Origin of the sequence: Bradyrhizobium iriomotense (genome assembly GCF_018130765.1) — a bacterium.
Lineage (GTDB): Bacteria > Pseudomonadota > Alphaproteobacteria > Rhizobiales > Xanthobacteraceae > Bradyrhizobium > Bradyrhizobium iriomotense_A.
The window spans coordinates 18173-38233 of record NZ_JAFCJZ010000017.1 but is presented as its reverse complement, the minus strand read 5'-3'; the positions used below and the strand labels follow the sequence as shown (position 1 = coordinate 38233).

The 20061-nt window shown below is 57.6% G+C and carries 12 protein-coding genes; 7 read left to right on the top strand and 5 right to left on the bottom strand.

The annotated features are described in order from the left end of the window. Nucleotides 1–72: 72 nt before the first annotated feature. The 6 genes from wecB to JQ635_RS26155 all read left to right on the top strand — a co-directional run bounded on the left by wecB (nt 73) and on the right by JQ635_RS26155 (nt 8739). Nucleotides 73–2427 carry a non-hydrolyzing UDP-N-acetylglucosamine 2-epimerase gene (wecB, locus tag JQ635_RS26180; protein ID WP_211412663.1) on the top strand — a complete coding sequence of 785 codons (2355 nt, stop codon included), beginning with the start codon at nt 73–75 and terminating at the stop codon, nt 2425–2427. Then, nucleotides 2384–3568 carry a glycosyltransferase family 4 protein gene (locus tag JQ635_RS26175; protein WP_211412662.1) on the top strand — a complete coding sequence of 395 codons (1185 nt, stop codon included), beginning with the start codon at nt 2384–2386 and terminating at the stop codon, nt 3566–3568. Before wecB ends, JQ635_RS26175 begins: the two co-directional genes overlap by 44 nt. Before the next feature lie 271 nt (nt 3569–3839). Beyond that, nucleotides 3840–4952, top strand: coding sequence for a polysaccharide deacetylase family protein (locus JQ635_RS26170; protein ID WP_211412661.1), 1113 nt, complete (start codon nt 3840–3842; stop codon nt 4950–4952). 339 nt (nt 4953–5291) lie between these two features. Continuing rightward, complete coding sequence (locus tag JQ635_RS26165; protein ID WP_211412660.1) at nt 5292–6200, top strand: hypothetical protein; 909 nt, start codon at nt 5292–5294, stop codon at nt 6198–6200. Then, nucleotides 6197–7642 (top strand): MOP flippase family protein, encoded by a 1446-nt coding sequence (locus JQ635_RS26160; protein WP_211412659.1) that lies wholly within the window; start codon nt 6197–6199, stop codon nt 7640–7642. Before JQ635_RS26165 ends, JQ635_RS26160 begins: the two co-directional genes overlap by 4 nt. Before the next feature lie 245 nt (nt 7643–7887). Then, the gene (locus JQ635_RS26155) at nt 7888–8739 is read left to right on the top strand and encodes a hypothetical protein (RefSeq protein ID WP_211412658.1); all 852 of its coding nucleotides are present in this window, start codon (nt 7888–7890) and stop codon (nt 8737–8739) included. Between the two features lie 290 nt (nt 8740–9029). Here JQ635_RS26155 and JQ635_RS26150 read toward each other — a convergent pair whose 3' ends face one another. From JQ635_RS26150 to JQ635_RS26130, 5 genes are all read right to left on the bottom strand, one after another. Further along, the gene (locus JQ635_RS26150) at nt 9030–10163 is read right to left on the bottom strand and encodes an O-antigen ligase family protein (RefSeq protein ID WP_211412657.1); all 1134 of its coding nucleotides are present in this window, start codon (nt 10161–10163) and stop codon (nt 9030–9032) included. 157 nt (nt 10164–10320) lie between these two features. Continuing rightward, nucleotides 10321–12312: an alginate lyase family protein gene (locus JQ635_RS26145; RefSeq protein WP_211412656.1), complete on the bottom strand. Its 1992-nt coding sequence runs from the start codon at nt 12310–12312 to the stop codon at nt 10321–10323. 157 nt (nt 12313–12469) lie between these two features. Next, a complete protein-coding gene (asnB, locus tag JQ635_RS26140) occupies nt 12470–14347 on the bottom strand; it encodes an asparagine synthase (glutamine-hydrolyzing) (RefSeq protein ID WP_211412655.1) in 1878 nt (625 codons plus the stop codon). A 107-nt stretch (nt 14348–14454) separates the two neighbouring features. Next, a complete protein-coding gene (locus tag JQ635_RS26135; RefSeq protein WP_211412654.1) occupies nt 14455–15741 on the bottom strand; it encodes a glycosyltransferase family 4 protein in 1287 nt (428 codons plus the stop codon). Continuing rightward, the gene (locus JQ635_RS26130) at nt 15722–16987 is read right to left on the bottom strand and encodes a nucleotide sugar dehydrogenase (protein WP_211412653.1); all 1266 of its coding nucleotides are present in this window, start codon (nt 16985–16987) and stop codon (nt 15722–15724) included. Before JQ635_RS26130 ends, JQ635_RS26135 begins: the two co-directional genes overlap by 20 nt. Before the next feature lie 792 nt (nt 16988–17779). Here JQ635_RS26130 and JQ635_RS26125 point away from each other — a divergent pair. Continuing rightward, nucleotides 17780–20011, top strand: a complete 2232-nt coding sequence (locus tag JQ635_RS26125) for a heparin lyase I family protein (protein ID WP_211412652.1) — start codon at nt 17780–17782, stop codon at nt 20009–20011. Nucleotides 20012–20061 lie beyond the last annotated feature (50 nt).

The following is a 20061-nucleotide window of genomic DNA, read 5'->3' as shown; positions in this document are numbered from 1 at the left end:
TCTTTACAGGAAGTCCTCCTGGAGGTCCAAATCGAAGGAAGCGGAGCTCAGTCTACCGCTCACGGTGCAGAGATGAAGATCGCAGTTCTCGTCGGAACTCGCCCGGAAATTATCAAGATGGCGCCGGTCATTCGCGAATGCCGTAAGCGAAAGATCGACTACTTCATCATTCACTCGAAGCAACACTACTCCGAGAAACTCGACGCGATCTTCTTCTCCGAACTCGAACTTCCCGCGCCGAAGTACAATTTGAATATCGGCTCCGGTGGACATGCGAATCAGACGGGGCGCATACTAATCGCGTTAGAGCCAATCTTGGTGTCGGAGCAGCCCAATATCCTGCTCGTTCAAGGTGACACGAACACCGTGGTGGCCGGCGCTCTTGCCGCACACAAGCTTCACATCAAGGTCGGGCACATCGAAGCCGGATTGCGCTCTTTTGACCAGACGATGCCGGAGGAAAGCAACCGGATCATCGCGGATCATATCTCGGACTATTTGTTCGCCGTCACAGACGTGCAAGTTGATCAACTGAAAAGGGAAGGCCTGGCGGATTCGAAGATCTTCAAGGTCGGTAACACGATCGTCGACGCCCTGCTATCTCATCGGCTTCACGCGGAAAAGACTAGCAAGATCCTCCGTGCGCTGAATCTGCAAGAAGCGGAGTACTACCTTCTTACATCGCACCGGGCCGCAAACGTCGATGACCCGAACGCGCTGTTGGAGATCATCCGGCTGATCGCCAGGATTCCCGGCAAGGTGTGCTGGCCGATACACTATCGTACACAGAAGGTCCTCAGAGAGGCGAAGATTGATTTGCCGTCAAACCTGACCTGGACTGAACCAGTCGGATATTCGGATTTTATCAAGTTGCTAGCCAATTGTATTGCCGTCATTACGGACTCCGGCGGAGTGCAGGAAGAAGCCTGCATCCTCGGCGTCCCCTGCGTGACGATCCGTGACCGGACAGAACGTCCCGAGACCGTCGACGTGGGTGCAAACGTGCTGGTTCACCGAAACGCAGAAGCGATGCTTGAGGCCCTTAGTCGATCGATAGTGCCGTGGCAGAGTCCATTCGGAGACGGCCACACCGCCGAAAGAATACTCGACGTCGTCGTCGGGCACGAGCGTCCGCCGGTTCTGCAAGCGCTCGACACAGTGTGCGTTGTGGGCCTCGGCTATATGGGACTCCCGACGTCTCTCTTGCTTGCAAACGCAGGTGTAAAGGTCGCCGGCTACGATCTCAACGAAAAGAAGGTGGATGAGATCATTAGCGGCCGATGCCCGTTCGAGGAGAAGGGCCTCCCGGAACTATTGGCGGCAGCCTTGAAGACCGGAAATTTCAGGGCGCTCACGAAGCCCAGGGCGGCAGACGTTTTCGTTGTGGCGGTTCCGACGCCGCATGAAAGCAAGAAGTGCGACTTGTCCTGCGTCATCTCGGCTGTGAACGGTCTGCTCCCTGTCTTGAAGGACGGAAACCTCCTCATCATCGAGTCGACCATCAAACCGAATGCTTGCCGAGACATCGTGCTACCCATTTTGAGGTCGAAGAACTTGAACGTCGAAGTTGCGCATTGCCCGGAGCGCGCGCTTCCCGGCAATACACTGCACGAAATTGTGCACAATGATCGCGTCATCGGCGCGACGTCGCCGGCGGCAGCGCAAAGAGCGGCGGAACTCTATTCTGTATTTACGAAAGGGGCGATCCATCGAACGGATCTGGTGACCGCGGAATGTGTGAAGCTCATGGAGAACACCTTCCGAGATGTCAACATCGCTCTTGCCAACGAGTTTTCTTTGATTGCCGACAAGTTCGGGTTCAGCATTTCGGCCGCGATCGAGCTTGCAAACAGACATCCGCGCGTCAACATTTTGCAGCCCGGGATAGGGGTAGGGGGGCACTGCATCGCTATCGATCCATGGTTCCTGATCGAAGACGTCGGTGGCGATGCGACACTCATTATGACCGCCCGCGAACTGAACGATGCGATGCCGAAACATACGGTCGAGCGAATTCAAGCCAAGATACCGCCCTCCGCGAGGAAAATCGGGGTCCTAGGAGTGAGTTACAAACCGGACGTGGACGATGCCCGCGAAACCCCAGTGCTGCAGATCGCAAGGCTCCTCGCGAGCAAATACGAAGTTCGCTGTCACGATCCTTTTGTGAAGGAGTGGGATCTCGAGTTGTTTCCGATCGATATGGTCGATGGTTGGGCGGACGTGCTGGTCATTCTTTCAAATCACAAGGTGTACGCATCGCAGAAGTTCGAGTCCCCGCTGCTTTCCTTCGAAGAGCTTATCGACGCGGAGGGGCCTCGCTGGCGGCGGGCGCCGGGCCTGGCTGATACAGACGAGTTCCCATCACAATCGCGACGGAAGGACCATGGTCGATATCCCTCAGCCAAAGAATTTCAAGAGAATTCATAGGCAATCGGCGTCACGCCTCAATGTCGTGGTGGTAACGCCTCTCGGCGAAGGAGGGCGCGGTGGTATCGATCGTATGATGGATGCCATTCGGCAGCGGTTTCGTGAGTGTCCACGAGCAGATATTTCGCTGCGATTCGTGGTCAGTCGCGGGACGAACATATATGCGTCGCCTATCGCGTTGGTATGGGCTCTTCTCAGGATAGTTTGGCTCCACGCGTGGCAGGGCATCGATGTCATTCATATAAACCTCTCTGCGAACGCAAGCGCGTATCGCAAGATTGCCGTTGCGGAGGTCGCCTCGGTATTGCAAATTCCCTACGTCGTTCACCTGCATTCGGGAGAGTTCGGCCGGTTCTGGGAGTCGTGTAATCGAGTGACTCGCCGTCACATAGACACGCTCTTAGGCAAGGCCGAAGTCGTAATCGTTCTGGGGCAGGTATGGTCCGACCTGGTCGTTGCAAAGCTGCCGCAATTGTCGGGTCGCACAGTTATCATGCCAAATTCGACCAAGGCGCGGCCTCGCGCTTTCCATCCCAATGGTCCGGTCAAAATCCTGTTTCTCGGTCGTCTCTGCGAAGCCAAGGGAATCGGGAATCTCCTTGAATCGTTCGAGATGATACGGCATCGCGATGATTGGCAGGCGATCTTGGCGGGTGACGGAGCAGTCGCGGAAACACGGATGTCGGTTGAACGCCTTGGGCTTTCCGAGCGTGTGAAAGTACCGGGATGGCTCGACGACGAGGCTGTAACGGCCGAATTGCAGGCCGCTGACATTCTCGTCCTGCCATCGTGGGTCGAGAACTTGCCGATGTGCGTGGTGGAAGCGTTTGCTCACGGCCTGGCTGTCGTCTGCACCCCGGTGGGAGCCTTGCCGGAGATTGTGGAGCACGAAAAGACGGGTCTGTTGGTGCCGGTGAACGATGGTCAGGCTGTGGCTTCGGCTCTGGAGCGGCTTCTAAGAAGTCCCGCGCTTCGCACGAGCTTAGGGGTTCGGGCGCGAGCGCAGCATGCTAGCCGATTTGAAATCAATGCCTACGTTGACAGACTGGTAGGAGTGTGGCGCGGCGCTTCGCGACCGAGATCGGGGCAGGCCGACGCTATAAGGGCAATGACGACCGGCGCCGGGCGATCGCTCGGATGAGCGTTTCCGCGCGCCACCGGCGCTGGCACATGCCGTTATTGTTGGTCGCGCTATCCGATCCGTGCCGCAGCATCGGCCGATTGACAAAAGGCTCGTGGCAACTGCGTCCGACGCTCTACTTCGGGAGTACTCACAATTCGTAGCGCATAGTTCCCTATGAACTCGATCGCTCTGTTCTCAGGCTGGATACCTTTACTTCCGTTATTGGAAATTATGGGTGTCCCGAAGTGGAGTTGAGGACGAGTCGTTATGAGGGAAAACGAACCTGATCATGGATGCGGCGGTGAACGACTTCCCGCCCGCGATGCACTGTGTCGGTGGTCTCGCGTTCTTGGATAGGAGTTCTGCAATCTTCAGGATGGCATTGCACATGAACCCGATCGTGAAGGATTGTATATATTATGGCGCGAGCCGAATTGGAGAGTTGCCGGTCTTCCGGGCACGCCTTGCGGCGAGAGCGGCCATATTTCTCTTTCACGAAATACAACGCGATGCCCGATCAGAGTTGATGACCGGAACGTCGGTTGCGCTGTTCGAGTACTCGCTCAACTGGCTTCGGCAGGAGGGATGGGTGCTCGTGAGCCTCGATGAATGTATCGAGAGGCTGGCGCGGAATGACAGATCTGAGCGTTATGCAGTTCTGACCTTTGACGACGGTTACCGTGATAACGTGTCCGTAGCGCTTCCTATCATGGAGCGACAGAATGCGCCGTTCATGATGTACGTGCCCACCGGTGCCCCGACACGATCGCTGCAATCGTGGTGGCTGGGCCTGCGCAGGTTGTTTCTGTCGAGAGATCGAGTTTCAATCGATGCCCTAGGTCGCCAATTCCTATGTTCCGACCTTCGGAGCAAGATATCCGCATTGGCAGAGGTGACCCGGTGGGTCCACCAAGATTATCGACGCGGTGCGATGCTTTGGCCGGTTTTCAAGGAGAGTGGGATTTCGCTGGAGAAATTGAACGACGAGTACTTCCTGGACGAGCGTGAACTCCGTACGCTTGCGCGACATCCGCTCGCGTCAATCGGCGGCCATTCGACATCACACCCGGCTCTTTCAAGCCTGGACGGCGTCTCGGCGCTGGCCGAGCTGGCCGATAATCGAGACTATCTCGAGGATTTGGTGCAGTTGCCGGTTCGACACGTCGCATATCCTTATGGTGCGTGCGGACCGCGCGAAGAGAAGCTGGCTAGCCAAGCAGGCTTTCAGACTGCGACGACGACGCGACAGGGCCGATTATACGATCACAAGCTGAATCCCTTTGCGCTTCCTAGAATTGGCATTTCCAGTCGTCCTGCGCTCAGAGCGCGAATGAGCGGCATCCTCGAGGGGATCCAAGCGCTAGCGAAGCGACGTTACATCGTCCCTGAAACCCAACGGTGAGAGATTTCGGAAATGATGCCTCGAGATATGGTACGATCCGCCAGGCTCCGGCTGATCAAGAGGTTTCCACCCGCGTCAGCGAAGGAGTTGTTGCGAGGGGATCAACAGTTCGAAACCCGTCTGGACTGCGGCCCAGCGCGGGCAGTCGAACTGACCCTGGATTGGTTATGTCGTGCCCAAGATATGAGCCTGGGTCGGGACGGGGGCGTCTCGGGGTTCTATACGCTTGGGTCGGGATGGTCCGCATCATACCCGGAGACGACGGGCTACATCGTCTGCAGTTTCATTGATCAGGGACTCCAGCGCGGTGACGATAGTCTTCTCGATCGTGCCCGTCTGATGCTTGATTGGCTGGTGAAGATACAGTTTCCTGAAGGTGGATTCCAAAGTGGACTGGTCGATGCTGCACGTCCGGTGCCGGTCACCTTCAATACAGGGCAGGTCCTGCTGGGCCTGGCGCGGGGAACGGAAGTATTCGGCGACCGCTATCGAAATGCCATGGCCCGAGCAGCCAATTGGCTGGTCGAGACACAGGATGCGGACGGTTGCTGGCGGCGCGCCCCCACTCCGTTGGCTGCCCCTGGCGAAAAAGCCTACGAAACTCACGTTTCGTGGGGGCTCTTTGAAGCCGCCCGGGTGTCCGGCAGAGAGCCGTGGGGGGCGGCAGGATTGCGGCAGGTTCGCTGGGCCGTGGGCAAACTGCAGTCCAACGGCTGGATGGCCGACTGCAGCATGACGGATGGGGCTCCGCTGACCCATCCGCTGGGCTATGCGCTCAAGGGGATCATAGAAGCGTATCGCTTCTCGAACGATCGCTTCTTCCTCGATGCGGCTGTCAGCCTTGCGGACGGTTTGGCCGGCTGCATCCGGCAGGACGGTTATCTAGCTGGGTGTCTGCGGCGCGATTGGTCTCCAGCCGCTGACTGGGCATGCGTAACGGGCTCATCGCAAATCGCGTGGTCGCTCATGTTCCTTGGCCATAATGTAGATCGCGCTCGGTACCGCGAGCTTGCGCGCAAGCTAAACCAATTCGTCCGCCGAACGATACCGACACAAGGCGATGCCAATGTGGTGGGAGGTGTAAGAGGATCCTTCCCGATCAATGGCGACTATTTTCCATTTGCGTTTCCAAACTGGGCTGCGAAGTTCACGCTTGATGCCAACCAGTTCGAACTTGAAAGCGAACACACGAATGATTTTCCCAACCGTAGCGGCCCTGAAAGGTTTGCAGCGGAAAGCCTCCGATGATATCCGCCGCGTCTCCGATACGCTGGACGTTCAGTTCGGCGGCAGCGTCTGCGCTCGTGATGGGCGTGCAGCTTGCGGTCCTTAGCCGATTCTTGTCCGCGTCTCAGCTCGGGCTTTCCGCCCTTGCCCTGATGATCCTGGGAGTTGCCGCCCTTATCTCCGATTTCGGGATTGGGCGAATCCTGATCAAGGAGCAAGGCGATCTGGGCCCTTTGAGAACCTCGCTCTACTCGCTCGAGTTGGCTTTGGGTGTCGGCGTTTGGATAGTCATTTGGACTAGTGCGTCCGCGTTGTCGCGTTACTACGCGGCGCCTGAACTTGCACCGCTTCTCCGGCTGGGGTCCATTTGCCTATTGATTATTCCGATCGGGCATCAATTCTACAGCCTTCTTTCGCGAGATCTTCTTTTCAAGACGCTGGCTATCATCGAAATTGTCAGTTCGATGGTCGGGCTGGCAATAGCAATTGTTGCCGCTGTGCGAAATGAAGGGGCCTATGCGCCCATATGGGGGTGGGCCGCCACACTATCGATAAAATACTTGCTGATCGCATTCGTCGGATGGCGACAATATCCGCTTGCCCTTGCCTGGAAAGTCCGAGGTCTATTGCCGCACCTGAAATTCGGCCTCTACGCGACAGCGGAGAATACGGTCAGCTATGTCTCGACCAATATCGACTATCTTATCATTGGATTTTACCTGGGTCCGCAGGAGCTGGGCTACTACGTCCTGGCGTATCAAGTTGCAACATTTGCGCCTCAAAAGATCGCTCCCATCCTTGCTCGAGTTGCATTTCCGATCTTTGCCAGACAGCAAACGAACGCTTCGCTTTTGCGCGCCGGCTATCTGGAATTTTCGCAGCTCGCGACTGTTTTAACGTTACCGCTCCTCGCCGGCCTCCTGATAACAGCGCCGCTGCTCGTTCAAGTCGTATTTGGAGTTGCTTGGGAGCGGTCGACTCCCGTAGTTCAGCTGTTGACCATCTTTGGTGTCGGTAGAATGGTCGTAATTCCCAGCGTCCCGCTTCTCTTGGCGAAAGGGCGCGCTGATTTTGCCTTCGTGTCAGGCGCGCTATATACTTTGACGAGTTTCTTTGTGTTCTTGTTGATAGTCGACATGGGCCTAGAGGCCATTGCCGGCGTTTTCGCCGCTATTTCGTGCTGCCATGCAGTATGTATGCTTTTCCTCATGCGATGGGCCATCGGTCTCGACATATGGACCTATCTGCAGTCGATCAAGACGACGCTGGCTGCAACGTTCTTGATGAGTGTGGCAGCTTATCTCGTGGTAACGCAGGCGGCGGTTTCGGTTCAACCATTAGGTCGGCTGTTGGCGGCGATTCTCATTGGGGGAGTTGTATACGCGACCTACATGGCCATCGCGGATCGGCGTGTCGCGCTGCTTGTTCAAGGACTGTTTTACAGGCCGCTTCGGGCTGAGTAGCCGTGACCGATGATTGTAGTCCACGACATCCGCTGCCGGAAGTGCAGGATAACACCGCACGATTGAATCCACCGCGGTTGTGGGCTTCCGGGTCGCAGTATGAGTCTGTCGCAAGGCACTGTCTGGTCGGTCGAAGCCAATTTCTGTCTATATGCAGGAAGATGATGATGTTGTGTTTTCGAAAACATGATTCAATCCGAGGCATCATTCGGTCCTTTGGTCTTCCTTTTCTTTTCCTTGGATCGATGTCGTCGTCTTACGGCGCCGAGCTCCTCTTCAAGTCGAGCTTCGAAGGCTTGCAGTTGGGAGAGCCATATGATTGTGCAACATCATGCTGGCAGGACATTAGAGGTTCTGATCCAGCGAGCGGCTACACCTGGGCGCCTCGGATCTGGCAGGGAGGTGGACGATTTCAACTTCTCGCCGACGCGGCGGTGACGCCGGAAACCGTGGGCAGTTATGTTTTTAACGAGATTCAAAAGGTCACTGGACCGCGAAATCAGCAAACCTCGGCGCTCTATAGCGAGATAAGGCGACGTGGCGGTGGTGCTACACAGGTTCCATATCTTCTCATGCCCTCTACGACAGCAGCGCAAGCAGATCTTTACGTGAGCTATTGGATCAAACTTCAGCCTGACCTTCTGGCAAGTCTTGGGCCGAACAGCTGGCGGGCGCTCTTCGAGTGGAAGACGACCGAGCAGCATAGGTTCATTACATACATCTATACCGACCGTCTAAAGAAGCCCTATTGGTTTCTCAAAACGGACGACCTTTCGGGCGGTGCGGCCAAAACGTTCTGGGGGGCCGCGAATCGCACTGTTCCTGTACCGATCGGAGATTGGTTCAAGTTCGAGGTGTTTTGGCATCGAAGTGCGCAAGACGACGGACGGGCATGGCAGTCCGTCAATGGACAGGTGGTGTTCGATTATTTTGGGCCATTGCTTGGCGGGAACGATCCCATCGACCGGATCATGCTCACGCAAGTCTACGCGGGCGGTACGCCGCCGAAATATCAATGGGTCGACGACATCGAAATATGGGACGGGTTCCCCTGCGGAGATGGCGTGCCCTGTGGGGCTGGCGCGACCGTTCAATGATGATGGAAAACCCGCCCCATACTAGTTCGAAAGAACACTCCCGCCCGGCGTACGCGGCCTTTTGTCGAGCGGCTGGCTGCACGCAAATGGGAGCTGATGCTGTACACTTGCCGAGCGGCAAACTGGATGGAAGGGGACGTCAATCTGGATGAGTGAGCCTCGCCGGGCTCGTGATTTTGGGGAAGCGCTTAGGGAAGCATAGCCCGACCGCGTCTATCGGATTTATCAAGAGCGCCGGCGTGATCGCCAAGCTTTGTAGGACTCCATCTCTCCGCTCGACCAACGGGAGGTTATCCATTTGCGGGTAGACCGCGTTGTCCTATCAATTCATCGTCCAAAACGCTGCTGGGCTGCTGCTGGCGTGCCTTCCCGGCCATGAAAAGCAGAAACAGCACATTGGATTGATGGAAAACCACACCGTTTGTGAAGAACAGCACCAAGAATAGTGCAACGCAGGACATCCGGTATTCTTGGTCCAAACGCGACAGGATCACATACCAAGCATAGAGGATCGCCGTCGTGCCCGCGACCCCGTAGCAAACCATCAAGTTCAGGAGATCGTTGTGGGCAGCCAACGGGAAGGAGCCATACAGCCAGATCGCTCCACGCCCAAACAGCAGCTCTACCAGCGAAGAATCTTCCAGCATTTGACCATAGTAGCGCCAGATTTCGTCGCGCCCACTGGTCAAATTGGAGGCGTCCTGCTCCAGGAAATCTCGATCTCGATACAGAATTCGTTGCAGGAAGGCGTCGGTCAATTCAGAGCTTGACATAATGAATGTTGTGGCCATGACCGAAACGAGCAGCACCACGAGGAACGCTCTCATATTGAATGAGGCACATTTTTTGATCAGGAACCCGAGGAGGAAGCCCAAGAGGGCCGATCGGACGTTGAAGGCAGCCAGCAATATCAGGGAAGCGATTGGAAACCCAATCCATTGATTGATCATCAAGATCGAGAACTTCGCGATCGTTTGGGCTACGACATGGAAGGGCTGTTCATTGAGGACGGCCAGGAGATCCGCCTTGAGCCCAGCGTCACGCAAAAAGAAGACCAGCAACAAGCCGCATAACGTGGGAGTGCCAAACAGCAAGGCTCGCCTTCGCAGCCGGATGAAAGTCGACGGTTCGCAGCGCGAAAGGATCAGCAGAAATATAATCGGCAAAAGGACCGTTATTGAAAAATAGAACTGCGGGGTGGCCTCGGCCGGGATCCAGAGCAGGTTGACTATCAGCAGCAAAAAGACGGTCGCGCAAATGACCATGTCCCCGCGAGTGGTCCCAGATGATGCAATCTTCAGCGCCGTCAGCCCCAACGCCGCAACGACGTAAAGGGCGACCACGGCCGTTCCCTTGTCCCCAGGACTAAGAATGTCGGTGCCGCAACGAAACATTAGAAACACGAACAGCGCGTTTGCAAGCATCCGCGGGTCCTCCCTAGGGGGAGCATCTCTCAGGTTCCGTCATGATCCAGGGCTCCTGGCCGCGGAGGGCAGCACAGCAGCGAGGATAGTCAGGGGAGGGAGATGCTCTTGCCGTCCTTTTTGATCTGCTTCGTGCCATGGGAATGTACCGTTTCCTCTACACGCCGGATACGCATCGGCACGGCATCGTCACATCCTCGAATAAGCCAAGTGTAATCGTTGAGATTCCCTCGAGGTGGCCTTCGAAGAGTATCTGATCGGTAGGCAAGCGGATCCCGAAGGACGGAGAGAACCATCCCAGGCCCGTTGCTTCTTCGCCACGGACCACCCGGGGCCTTAATGGACCCGTACTTGCGACGCGAATGATTTGAAGGCCTTTGCATGTGATCGATACGCCACTACGATCCGGATCGACTGTGGCCCGGCAGGCGGGATCCAGCAGAAACGATACGGTGGCCCGTCGATCTGCGGGACCTTCGAGAAGTTCGTCGATGATCGTGAAGCGCGATGAGCCATCAAATTCGACCGTCCGCTGGTGTTTCAAGCCACATTGCGCAAAGTATCCGTCATGCTCTGCCACGATCCGCGCAACTGAGGTGTCTTCGAAGGATATGAGGCGCGTATTCGCCTTGCTGGCCCAGTTGAACGGTCCAGATGGGCGGCTTGATCCAATATCATCGAGCCGCAGTGTGTTGTGGACCGCGGTATCCCTGAACAGATCCCGCACGTCCCTGCTCGAGTGATAAAGATAGGTTCCTGCATCTACGATAACGGGCTGGTCGCCAATGGAGAGCCAAATGGAAAGCGCGTCCGCGTGCCCATGCGCAGCGATCGACAGATAGCCGACCGGTCCGTGATCGAACGTGAGTACGGCTGGCGTTTTCTGCTTGCTTCGGACGACTGAGTAGCCCCCGATCGGAAACGAGCGTGCCCCAACGAGTTGTCGCGGTGATGCCTTCGCGGACCCTAGAACGGCATCGCGGATACTTGGATCCTTGGCCGGCGGAGCAAGATGCTGTCGGCCAATGCAATGCGAGACGGCCGCTACGATGGACGCAACATATCGCGGTTCTGGTGCCTGTGTTGTCGCAATGGCCCGGCAATCGTCGAAATCGCCGATCGCGGGCACTTTGGCGCCAGTGTCCATCAACCAAAGAGAATGTTCCGCCCACGCCGAGAGCCGCTCCACGGTGATTGCCGGCAAGCTGCGTTCGCGTCCGAGAGCAGTAGCCGCAACGAGGAGGAGCTCTATCGAGAATGCGGAGTAGCCGGTAGACTGTTCGGCGCCCACACCATCCGGATAAAGTTGCCGATCAACCTCGGCAAGCAACGCGCACCAGCTATTCTCGCGCAAAGCGACTGCACCGGGAATTCCGGGAGCCATGATGGAGCCCACAATCAGTCCCGCAAGCTCGGCGATCCGATGATTGTTGGCGGACGAATTGAGCGATGGAAATCGCCGGATCCAGTCGACATGCGCGAAGAAGAAGCGAAGCGCAGCTCGGCGCGCGGCATTGTCGAGGCCGTCAATCCCGATGATGGAGAGCGCCATTGCGACTGAAATGACACGGAGCGCGAGTTCGATGCCGGAGGTCCAGGTCGGCCCACGAAAGGGTGGATTACCCGCCATCCATGATCGAATCAGGCCGGTCAAAAGCATGGACAGGCTCCTGTTCTCCAGCACTGTGTCTGCAGCGAGAGGAACCAGGAATTGCAGTCGGTTGAGCTCCCATATGCGCTTTATTTCTCGCGTGTTTATTCCATGCCGAAACGAGATATCGAAAGTATAGGCGTCCCATCGCGGAAAGGGTTCGCCATCCTCGGGATCGATACGCCAGAAGCTCGGATTCGGTGGCATCGCCGAGGGCGTCGGCCAGCGAGCGCCGAGAAGGTCAAAGCTCCCGGCACGGACCTTGTTGGCCTCTTGGGCTATGAGAGCCAATAAATCGGGCGGCAACGCGAGAATGCGAGCATCAACGCCGGGTATCGCCGCCAGGGGACCAAATGGTTCGATCATGTCCCAGCCGCCGTCATGCCGGCGCCCAATTTGCTTGGCGGCGGCTTCGACGACCCGGTGGAGGATTTCCGACGCGCTCATTGCCGCCAGACGATCTCGGTACCAGGCAACTCGTCCCAAAGCAGAGTTCACAAATGCCCTCTCACCTGCATGTCGTCGCCAAATGTGCTGTAACGAAAGGGCCGCGATCGTGCTGATCCGGCGGGCGCGAAACGCGGGCCTGCGAGGGATCGTAGTGGCGACTGCTCCATGCCTCGTCGGTGCCTTTGAAGCGCCAGGTACACCAGTCTCATGATGCCACCCTGAATGCACGCAAGAAGATCTCGAGATTCACGAATGACCAAAGAAGTCTTTCGTGGTTCTGTCGAGTGCCAAGGTGCTCCGTTACGAGCTGACGGAGCCTTCCGCCGCTTACCATCTGTGCTACGCAGGACGTTTCGCTTACCAGCATGTCCCGCAAGAATTCTCGATACGGACCCCTGAACCATTCCCCGATCGGGACCCGGAAGCCGATCTTCCTCCGTCGTATGATTTCCGATGGCAGAACCTTGTCCATCGCCGCCCGCAAAACTCTCTTGCCGCCTTTGCCGCCGGTCAGAAAGTCGTCTGGGAATCTCGCCACGACGCCGGCCAGCACCGTATCCATGAACGGCATCCGGCCCTCGATTGATCCTGCCATCATCATTCGATCGCCGCGTTCCAAAAGGTTATCCGGGAGCCAAGACGTCTGATCGAAGAACAACGTGCGTCGCAGGCTCGATCCGATCTGCGACGAATATGGAAACAGATCGGGCGGGGTCGCTGATAGCAATCGCCCCAGCATTGCTTCACTTTCGCCAACTGACAGACCACCGAACCATGCTCGCATACGGTTTGCGAGATCGCGCTCGCCTGCGGCCAGCGCAACAATTTTTGCGCGCCTCATCCCATACGGCAGCGAGCGGATCAGCGGATGGATCAGCCGCTCGTGCAACAATTGAGGGATGAGCCATTGATAGAGGCCGATCCACCGCTCGGCCCGATACTTCGGATATCCGCCCATTAGCTCGTCGGCACCTTCTCCCGTGAGCACCATCTTCACGCTGCGGGAAGCCATTTCCGAAAGCATGAAAATCGGGATGTCAGATGCCTCGCTCACCGGAGCACCGCGACGCAGTACGGCGGTCGACCAATGGTCCATGAACGCACCAGGCTCGACATTCAGTTCATTGTGAATGGTGCCGAACTGACCTGCAATGACCCGCGCGTGATCGAGCTCCGAGTACCCGGTCTCTCGAAAGCCGACGGAGAACGTCCGCACCGGCTCCGTACTGTGCTTGACCATGGTCGCCACGACTGCGGACGAGTCAATGCCGCCCGAAAGATAAGCGCCAAACGGCGCGTCGCTGCGCATTCGAATTCGGACGGCTTCATCGAACGCACCTTCGAATAATCGAATTGCATCGTCGAACGCCTCGACATCTGGCACTGTCGTCGCGAACGGCGGCGTAAAATAGCGTGTCGATTTCAACATGCCACTTTGCCATACCGCAAAATGACCAGGTTGCAGCTTTTTGACCGACTGAAAGAACGTCGATGGTCCCGGAACATAGCGGTTTAGCAGATAATGGCCGAGCGCATCCGAGTCTAAGGCGCGGCTGAAGCCCGGGAACTGAACGAGCGGTTCAATCTCTGAGCCGAAGAGAACAGCTCCTTGCGCCTCGGCGAGAAACAGCGGCTTTTTCCCGAAGGCATCGCGGGCAAGTACCAACCGCTGCTCGGCATCGTCCCACAGTGCAAAGGCGAACATGCCGCGCAATCTGCGTACTGCGTCGAGCTGCCAGGCCCGATATGCCTCGATCAGCACCTCGGTATCCGAATCCGTGCGAAAGTGATGGCCAAGAGCAATGAGCTCCTTCCGCAGCTCGAGGTAGTTGTAGATCTCGCCGTTGAAGACCAAGCGGAAGCTGCCATCCTCGGTCGCCATCGGCTGGGCGCCACCAGCGATGTCGATAATGGAAAGCCGGCGGTGGCCAAAGCCGATTTGATATCGATCGTCAGAAGTCCGGTGAAGCCAGTAGCCCGAAGCGTCCGGCCCGCGATGAGACATCAAATCGGTGAGGCCGATGAGGGTCTCGCGGTTCTGATGCTTCGCGGCGGCAAGAACCCATCCAAATATCCCGCACATTCCGATGCCTCAACCTGGATAAGATCAGCCGGTTTCCGTCATGAGCGCGTTCTAGACCTGAGATCGTGAAAGCGTCGGTTGTTGGCGCTGGCCGCATGTTGCCCTTTTCAAGTATGGCGGCGCGCCGCCCGGTGCGAGTGTCTCAGATGGAACACTGTATCGTAGGCGCTCAAGAGCCTCGTCGACTCGTGATCCCAAGCGAGCTCGCCATCGATTCGTTTCTTGCCAAATTCACCCATGCGCGCACGTTGCGCCGGATCATCCAAGAGCTCGAGGATCTTGTCGCCGAAATCTGCGGTATCGGTATTGCGAGCGTACAAGGAGGCCTCATCCGCCGAGACGCGTCCTTCGGTCAGATCAAATTGGACGATGGGCTTGCCCAACGCCATGTACTCCATGATCTTGTTCATCGTTGATTTGTCGTTCATCGCATTGGGGCGATCAGGATTCACGCAGACGTCCGCTGTCGAGAGCACGGTGAATAGCGTGGCGTCATCGACGCGACCGGTGAACGTGATCGAATCATCGAGCTCGAAGGCCGTTGCAAGCTCCTTGACGTTGTCCAATTCCGGTCCACTCCCGACAATGACGAACTGGATATCGTCTCGATTTCGAGTTCTGCGGATGTGCTTGATCGATTCCAGCAGCAGATCGAGCCCTTCCTGCTTTCCGATGACGCCCACGTATGCGACCAGGAGATTCCGGCCTCTTTTCCAGATCGGGTCTGATGGAAATGATCGAACGCGCGAGAGGTTTGGACCGGAGCGCACAACGAACACTCGGTCCGGAGTCATTCGTCCGCGTTCAATGGCAATCGTGCGATATGACTGGTTTGTCGCTATCGATACGTCAGCCAGTGCAAATGTAAGGCGCTCAAACACGACCATGGCGCGCCAGAGGATGCCGCGCCGTTCGAATTTTGCTTCGTAGAGCTCGGGGTTGATATCGTGGTGGTCGAAAACGAAGGACTTTCCGAATAGAAATTTGTGGACTGCACCGACTAGGAAAATGAGATCGGGCGGGTTGCACGCGTGGATCACGTCGAAGCCGTGCGACGCCAATATCCTGAAGCTCAGGGTAAACTCCCAGAATAGGGCCGCGCTATATTCGGCGAGATACCCGAACACGCCGCGTCCCTCCTTGGGGAGCCAGTGGCGATAGACGGCAATTCCCTCGATCACTTCAAATGAGGCCGTCGCCTGCGGCCCCTTAGGGCATATTATCGAGACATCATAGCCGTGCCCGGCCAATGTTGTGGCTTCCGACCATACTCGACGATCGAATGGCACCGGCAAATTTTCGACGATGATGAGCACGCGGCGGCGAACTGCACCATTGGTGCTGGCTTGCGCAGGATGGGTTGCGCTGCGACCGTTACGGAAGCGTATTGACATTGATGACCCGCCGGGTGCGTAACGCCATTGTTTGCGCCCAACCTCTGGTGTCGACGACGAGGTCGAATGAGTCTGACTCGGCGACGGATCTTGAGATGAGAAGCTTGCGCAATGCGGGTAGGCTGGAGAACGCATAGCCAAGATTCTGCCCCAGCAATTTGGAAGGCTCTACTTGGGGATCGTAGATCGAGAGGTCGATATGCGATTGAAGGAATTTACGAGCTAAATCGATGTTGGGGCTTTCGCGAAGATCGTCACTTTCATCCTTGAAGGACAGCCCCAACATGAGCACGTGTCCGCCGCCTGTCGGAATGGCTTTCAGGCAGCTCTCAAACAGGAAATTCTTATGCGCATCATTCGACCTCAGAAGTGAGTCCACGAGGTAGGTGTTCGCCCCGACATCGCTTGCGATATATTGCAGCGCGCGGACGTCTTTCGGTAGGCATGAGCCGCCGAATGCGCCGCCTGGCCTCAGATAGTAGGGCGAGATGTTAAGCTTGGTATCGGAGACGAATATCTTATGAACGGTGGTCGCGCTGATGCCAAGTTTCTCACAAACGCGACCCACTTCGTTCGCGAACGCGACCTTTACCGCATGGAACGTGTTGTCGACGAATTTTGTCATCTCCGCCGCACGATAGGTCGTGTAGAAAGTTGGTGCGTTGATGGTTGCGTTCAACTCGTCGAGCGCGACACATCGTTCTCCATCCTTCGTCCCGACCACGATCTTCGGCGGATTGAAAAAATCGTCGATCGCGACTGACTCGCGCAGGAACTCGGGATTGTAGACAAGCTCGACTTGATCCATGCGACCTTTAAGTGCGTTCTCGAAGATCGGAAGTACCAGTTCCTCGATCGTGCCGGGCCGCACCGTGGAGCGGAATACGACCGTCAGCTTCGTCGATCGCGCCGGGCGGATCAGCTCCGCGATATGATGGGAAACCTCGACTATAAAGCTCATGTTGTGTGATCCGTCCGGTGCACTGGGCGTACCCACACAAACGATTGCCAGGGCGCAGTCATCAAGATGCCCGCGCGCGTTCAGCGTCGCGCTCAGCAGACCTTTCCTGAGGGCTCGCCCTACAAGCTCGTCAAGGCCAGGCTCGGTGATCGGCGACTTGCCCGCATTGACGAGAGCCACTTTTTCGTCGCTGACGTCGACACCGATCACTTCGTGGCCGCTCCTCGCGAGGCAAGCGGCCGTCGTCATGCCGACGTAACCAAGTCCGAACACTGCAATTTTCATATTTCAACGATAGCTCTCGAGGTGCCAAGGCAAGCATAAGCAAAGGGATTGGCAGCGAGGGCTGAGTGGCTACCCACTTGGGAGTAGCTCCGGCGCCGCATCAGTTTGTCGATTGCGGTCGTTTGCGCAGGCGTGCTGTGATCGCCCGCCCGATCACCCCCTTACGGCGTAGGATCGGCCTTGCTCATGGATCCCGGCGATCTTGAAGCGCAGCATGCGGAATCGCACGCTCGTAGGGCATGCTTTATCGGCGGAGCGGCCTTCGGAGTCGCCGCTGCGACACTGCGCGAAAGCGAAGGTATGAGAGTAGCGAAAAGCCGGAGGATCGGGTCGAGTGGCCAGTCGCTCGGTCGAGACTGAAAGCCGGTTTCAGCCACGCGTGCCGGTAGGCGCCGCCGCATCCTGGGACATGATTGGGAAAACTGTACTGGAAGTCCGAAACCGACCATGCGCAGGAAAGAAGCTAGACGACGACACAAATTCGGCTCTCGTCGCCGGTGCCAGAGACCATCGCAATAGTATGGACGGTCCGACGCTCGCGAGAATAACGACCGCGCCGTTGAGTACCTCACCGCAGATGAGGCTCCATACATTGGTATAAATCACATTTTGAGGCTTTTTTCGCCATACTTCCTAATTAACCAGCGACCCCGGCAGTTGGGGGGGCGCTATCAAATCCCGCTGCTCTGAAAATGGCTCGCAGTGTCACGCACTCCGAGCATGCGGTATGTCGTGCGCCTTCGCGATGCGCGGCAGTGGAATTCCCTGTCTTCAACGTAAAAGGATCATGGAATGGCAACTACCGGCACAATCACGTCGTTCACGTCTACGCCGCAACAGAATTTGTATATCGACGGCAGCCCCTACAACGTCCAGACGGCGGGCGAGAGCTACAGCTTGACCGAGCCGGACAGCCAGACGCTGCGCTTTGAAATTCACGCAGGCGATCCGGCCTGGTTCGATGGATCGACTATCGATCGCTCCGAGATTCAGATGAACAATCTGATTGCGGTTGGCACTCCCACCAACATTTCCTATCAGTTCATGGTGGAGCCTGGCGCCACGAACACCGCGCAGTGGCTTGTGACTGCGGAAATGCACAGCAATGACGGAGATCTTGGGTCAGGTGTGCACACCTCGCCTCCGTTCGCGATCGAAATGCAGGGCGAACATATGGCAATCGTCGCCCGATACGGGGACCCCGCGACTGGCATCACGACCAAGACTCTGTGGACCGACCCCAATCCGATTGTGCGCGGCCAGTATTACAACATTCAGATACAGACCAGCGTGGCCAACAACAGCAGCGGGTTTCTGGACGTCTACATCAACGGGAATCAGGTTGTGAACTACAACGGCCCCTTGGGCTATGGTTCTCGCACGTATTGGGAAGAAGGGCTCTATCGGCATACCTCACCCGAGGTTATGGCCGCCGATTTTCGAAGCTTGACGATCACAACAGGATCTCTCCCACCCCCGACGACCCCGACGACGCCGGCGATCCAGCCGGCGGTGACGCAGGCCACGGCTACTCCGGGGACGGGAATCGAGCATGCCGGCGATGTCATCACGCTGTCGCTCGCCTGCAACGAAGCCATGACGGTGACGGGCACGCCCACGTTGCAGCTCAATGACGGCAATGTCGCCACCTATGCGGGTGGTTCGGGCACGAGCACGCTCACCTTCAAGACCACGGTTGCGGCGACCGACACGAATACCTCGGCGCTCGCCATCACCGGTGTCAATCTTCCGAGCGGCGTGAGCATCAAGGACGCCGCAGGTGTCGCGGCGAACCTGTCGGGCGCGGTGAAGACCTTCACCGGCCTTCAAATCGATCCGATCCTGCCGGCGGTGACGCAGGCCACGGCTGCTCCGACAACGGGTACCGAGCACGTCGGGGACACCATCACGCTGGCACTCGGTTTCAACGAGGCCGTGACCGTGACGGGCACGCCCACGCTGTCGCTCAATGACGGCGGCACGGCCACTTATGCCGGCGGTTCGGGCACGAACACGCTCACCTTCAAGACTACGGTCGCCTCGACCGACACCAGCACCTCGGCGTTGGCGATCACCGCGGTCAATCTTTCGAACGGTGCGGCGATCAAGGACGCCTCCGGTGTCGCTGCCAACCTTGCCGGTGCCGTAAAGACGTTCTCCGGTCTGCAGATCGACACGACGACGACCACGCCAACCACGCCAACCACGCCGACCACCCCAACGACGCCGTCGACTCCCTCTGTGATTTCGCCTGTCCTCACCATTGCGGATGACTCGCTCTGGGTGGCGGGTCGAGGCGGTACCGTCGATCTCGGGACGAAGGTGGCGACGACCGATGCCGACGACCGCGTGACCGTGCACATCACGGGGTTGCCGAAGTATGAAACGATCACTGACCAGCTCGACGGCCAAACGTTCCGCGGAAAAGACATCACGTTGACGGCCGCGCAGGTCAACAGCGGACTGACTCTGACCTCGAACTACAGGGGCGGGGGCCATCCAGTTGCGGAACTTACGCTGACGGCAAGCGCGACTGATCCGTCAACCGGTGCCGTTGCGACCGCTGCGCCCCAGATCATCACCGTGACGGATCCTCGCCCTGCGACGGTCTCGACCACCACGACGTCGTCGCACGACCACCACGCTGTGACGGATCAGCAGCCTGCTGCCACCGCGACAGCCGTGACCCCGACGACCTCGCAGACGATCGAGCCCACCGATCATCAGCAGGCGGCGGCTGCAAACACGGGCTTCCTGGCAAGCCGGGGCTTTGAGCTGCTCCAGCAGCATTTTGACCCGGCCGCGAGCAGCCTGGCAACGACCGCTGCCCATCCGGTCATGGCGGCAGATCAACCGTCTGCCGCCGGGACCACGATGGCGTCGCTGGCAAGCCAGAGCTTTGCGCTGCTGAACCAGTATCTGGCCGCTCACACCGGCCGGGTGGATCCCGGTCAGATCGTGGCGGCTGTGTCGCAAGCGACCGGTTGGGGGCACGACGCGTTGCTGGCCAGACCGCAACACTAAGGCCGAGCCGCACCCAGGCTCACCGCCTGGGTGCGGTACCCGCAATGTTT

What these genes read in the sequence shown, in the direction of transcription:
- JQ635_RS26135 (WP_211412654.1), bottom strand. Translation starts at nt 15,741, where the DNA reads ATGTCAATACGCTTCCGTAACGGTCGCAGCGCAACCCATCCTGCGCAA.
- asnB (WP_211412655.1), bottom strand. Translation starts at nt 14,347, where the DNA reads ATGTGCGGGATATTTGGATGGGTTCTTGCCGCCGCGAAGCATCAGAAC.
- wecB (WP_211412663.1), top strand. Translation starts at nt 73, where the DNA reads ATGAAGATCGCAGTTCTCGTCGGAACTCGCCCGGAAATTATCAAGATG.
- JQ635_RS26170 (WP_211412661.1), top strand. Translation starts at nt 3,840, where the DNA reads ATGGATGCGGCGGTGAACGACTTCCCGCCCGCGATGCACTGTGTCGGT.
- JQ635_RS26175 (WP_211412662.1), top strand. Translation starts at nt 2,384, where the DNA reads ATGGTCGATATCCCTCAGCCAAAGAATTTCAAGAGAATTCATAGGCAA.
- JQ635_RS26155 (WP_211412658.1), top strand. Translation starts at nt 7,888, where the DNA reads ATGTCGTCGTCTTACGGCGCCGAGCTCCTCTTCAAGTCGAGCTTCGAA.
- JQ635_RS26160 (WP_211412659.1), top strand. Translation starts at nt 6,197, where the DNA reads ATGATATCCGCCGCGTCTCCGATACGCTGGACGTTCAGTTCGGCGGCA.
- JQ635_RS26130 (WP_211412653.1), bottom strand. Translation starts at nt 16,987, where the DNA reads ATGAAAATTGCAGTGTTCGGACTTGGTTACGTCGGCATGACGACGGCC.
- JQ635_RS26165 (WP_211412660.1), top strand. Translation starts at nt 5,292, where the DNA reads ATGCTTGATTGGCTGGTGAAGATACAGTTTCCTGAAGGTGGATTCCAA.
- JQ635_RS26150 (WP_211412657.1), bottom strand. Translation starts at nt 10,163, where the DNA reads ATGCTTGCAAACGCGCTGTTCGTGTTTCTAATGTTTCGTTGCGGCACC.
- JQ635_RS26125 (WP_211412652.1), top strand. Translation starts at nt 17,780, where the DNA reads ATGGCAACTACCGGCACAATCACGTCGTTCACGTCTACGCCGCAACAG.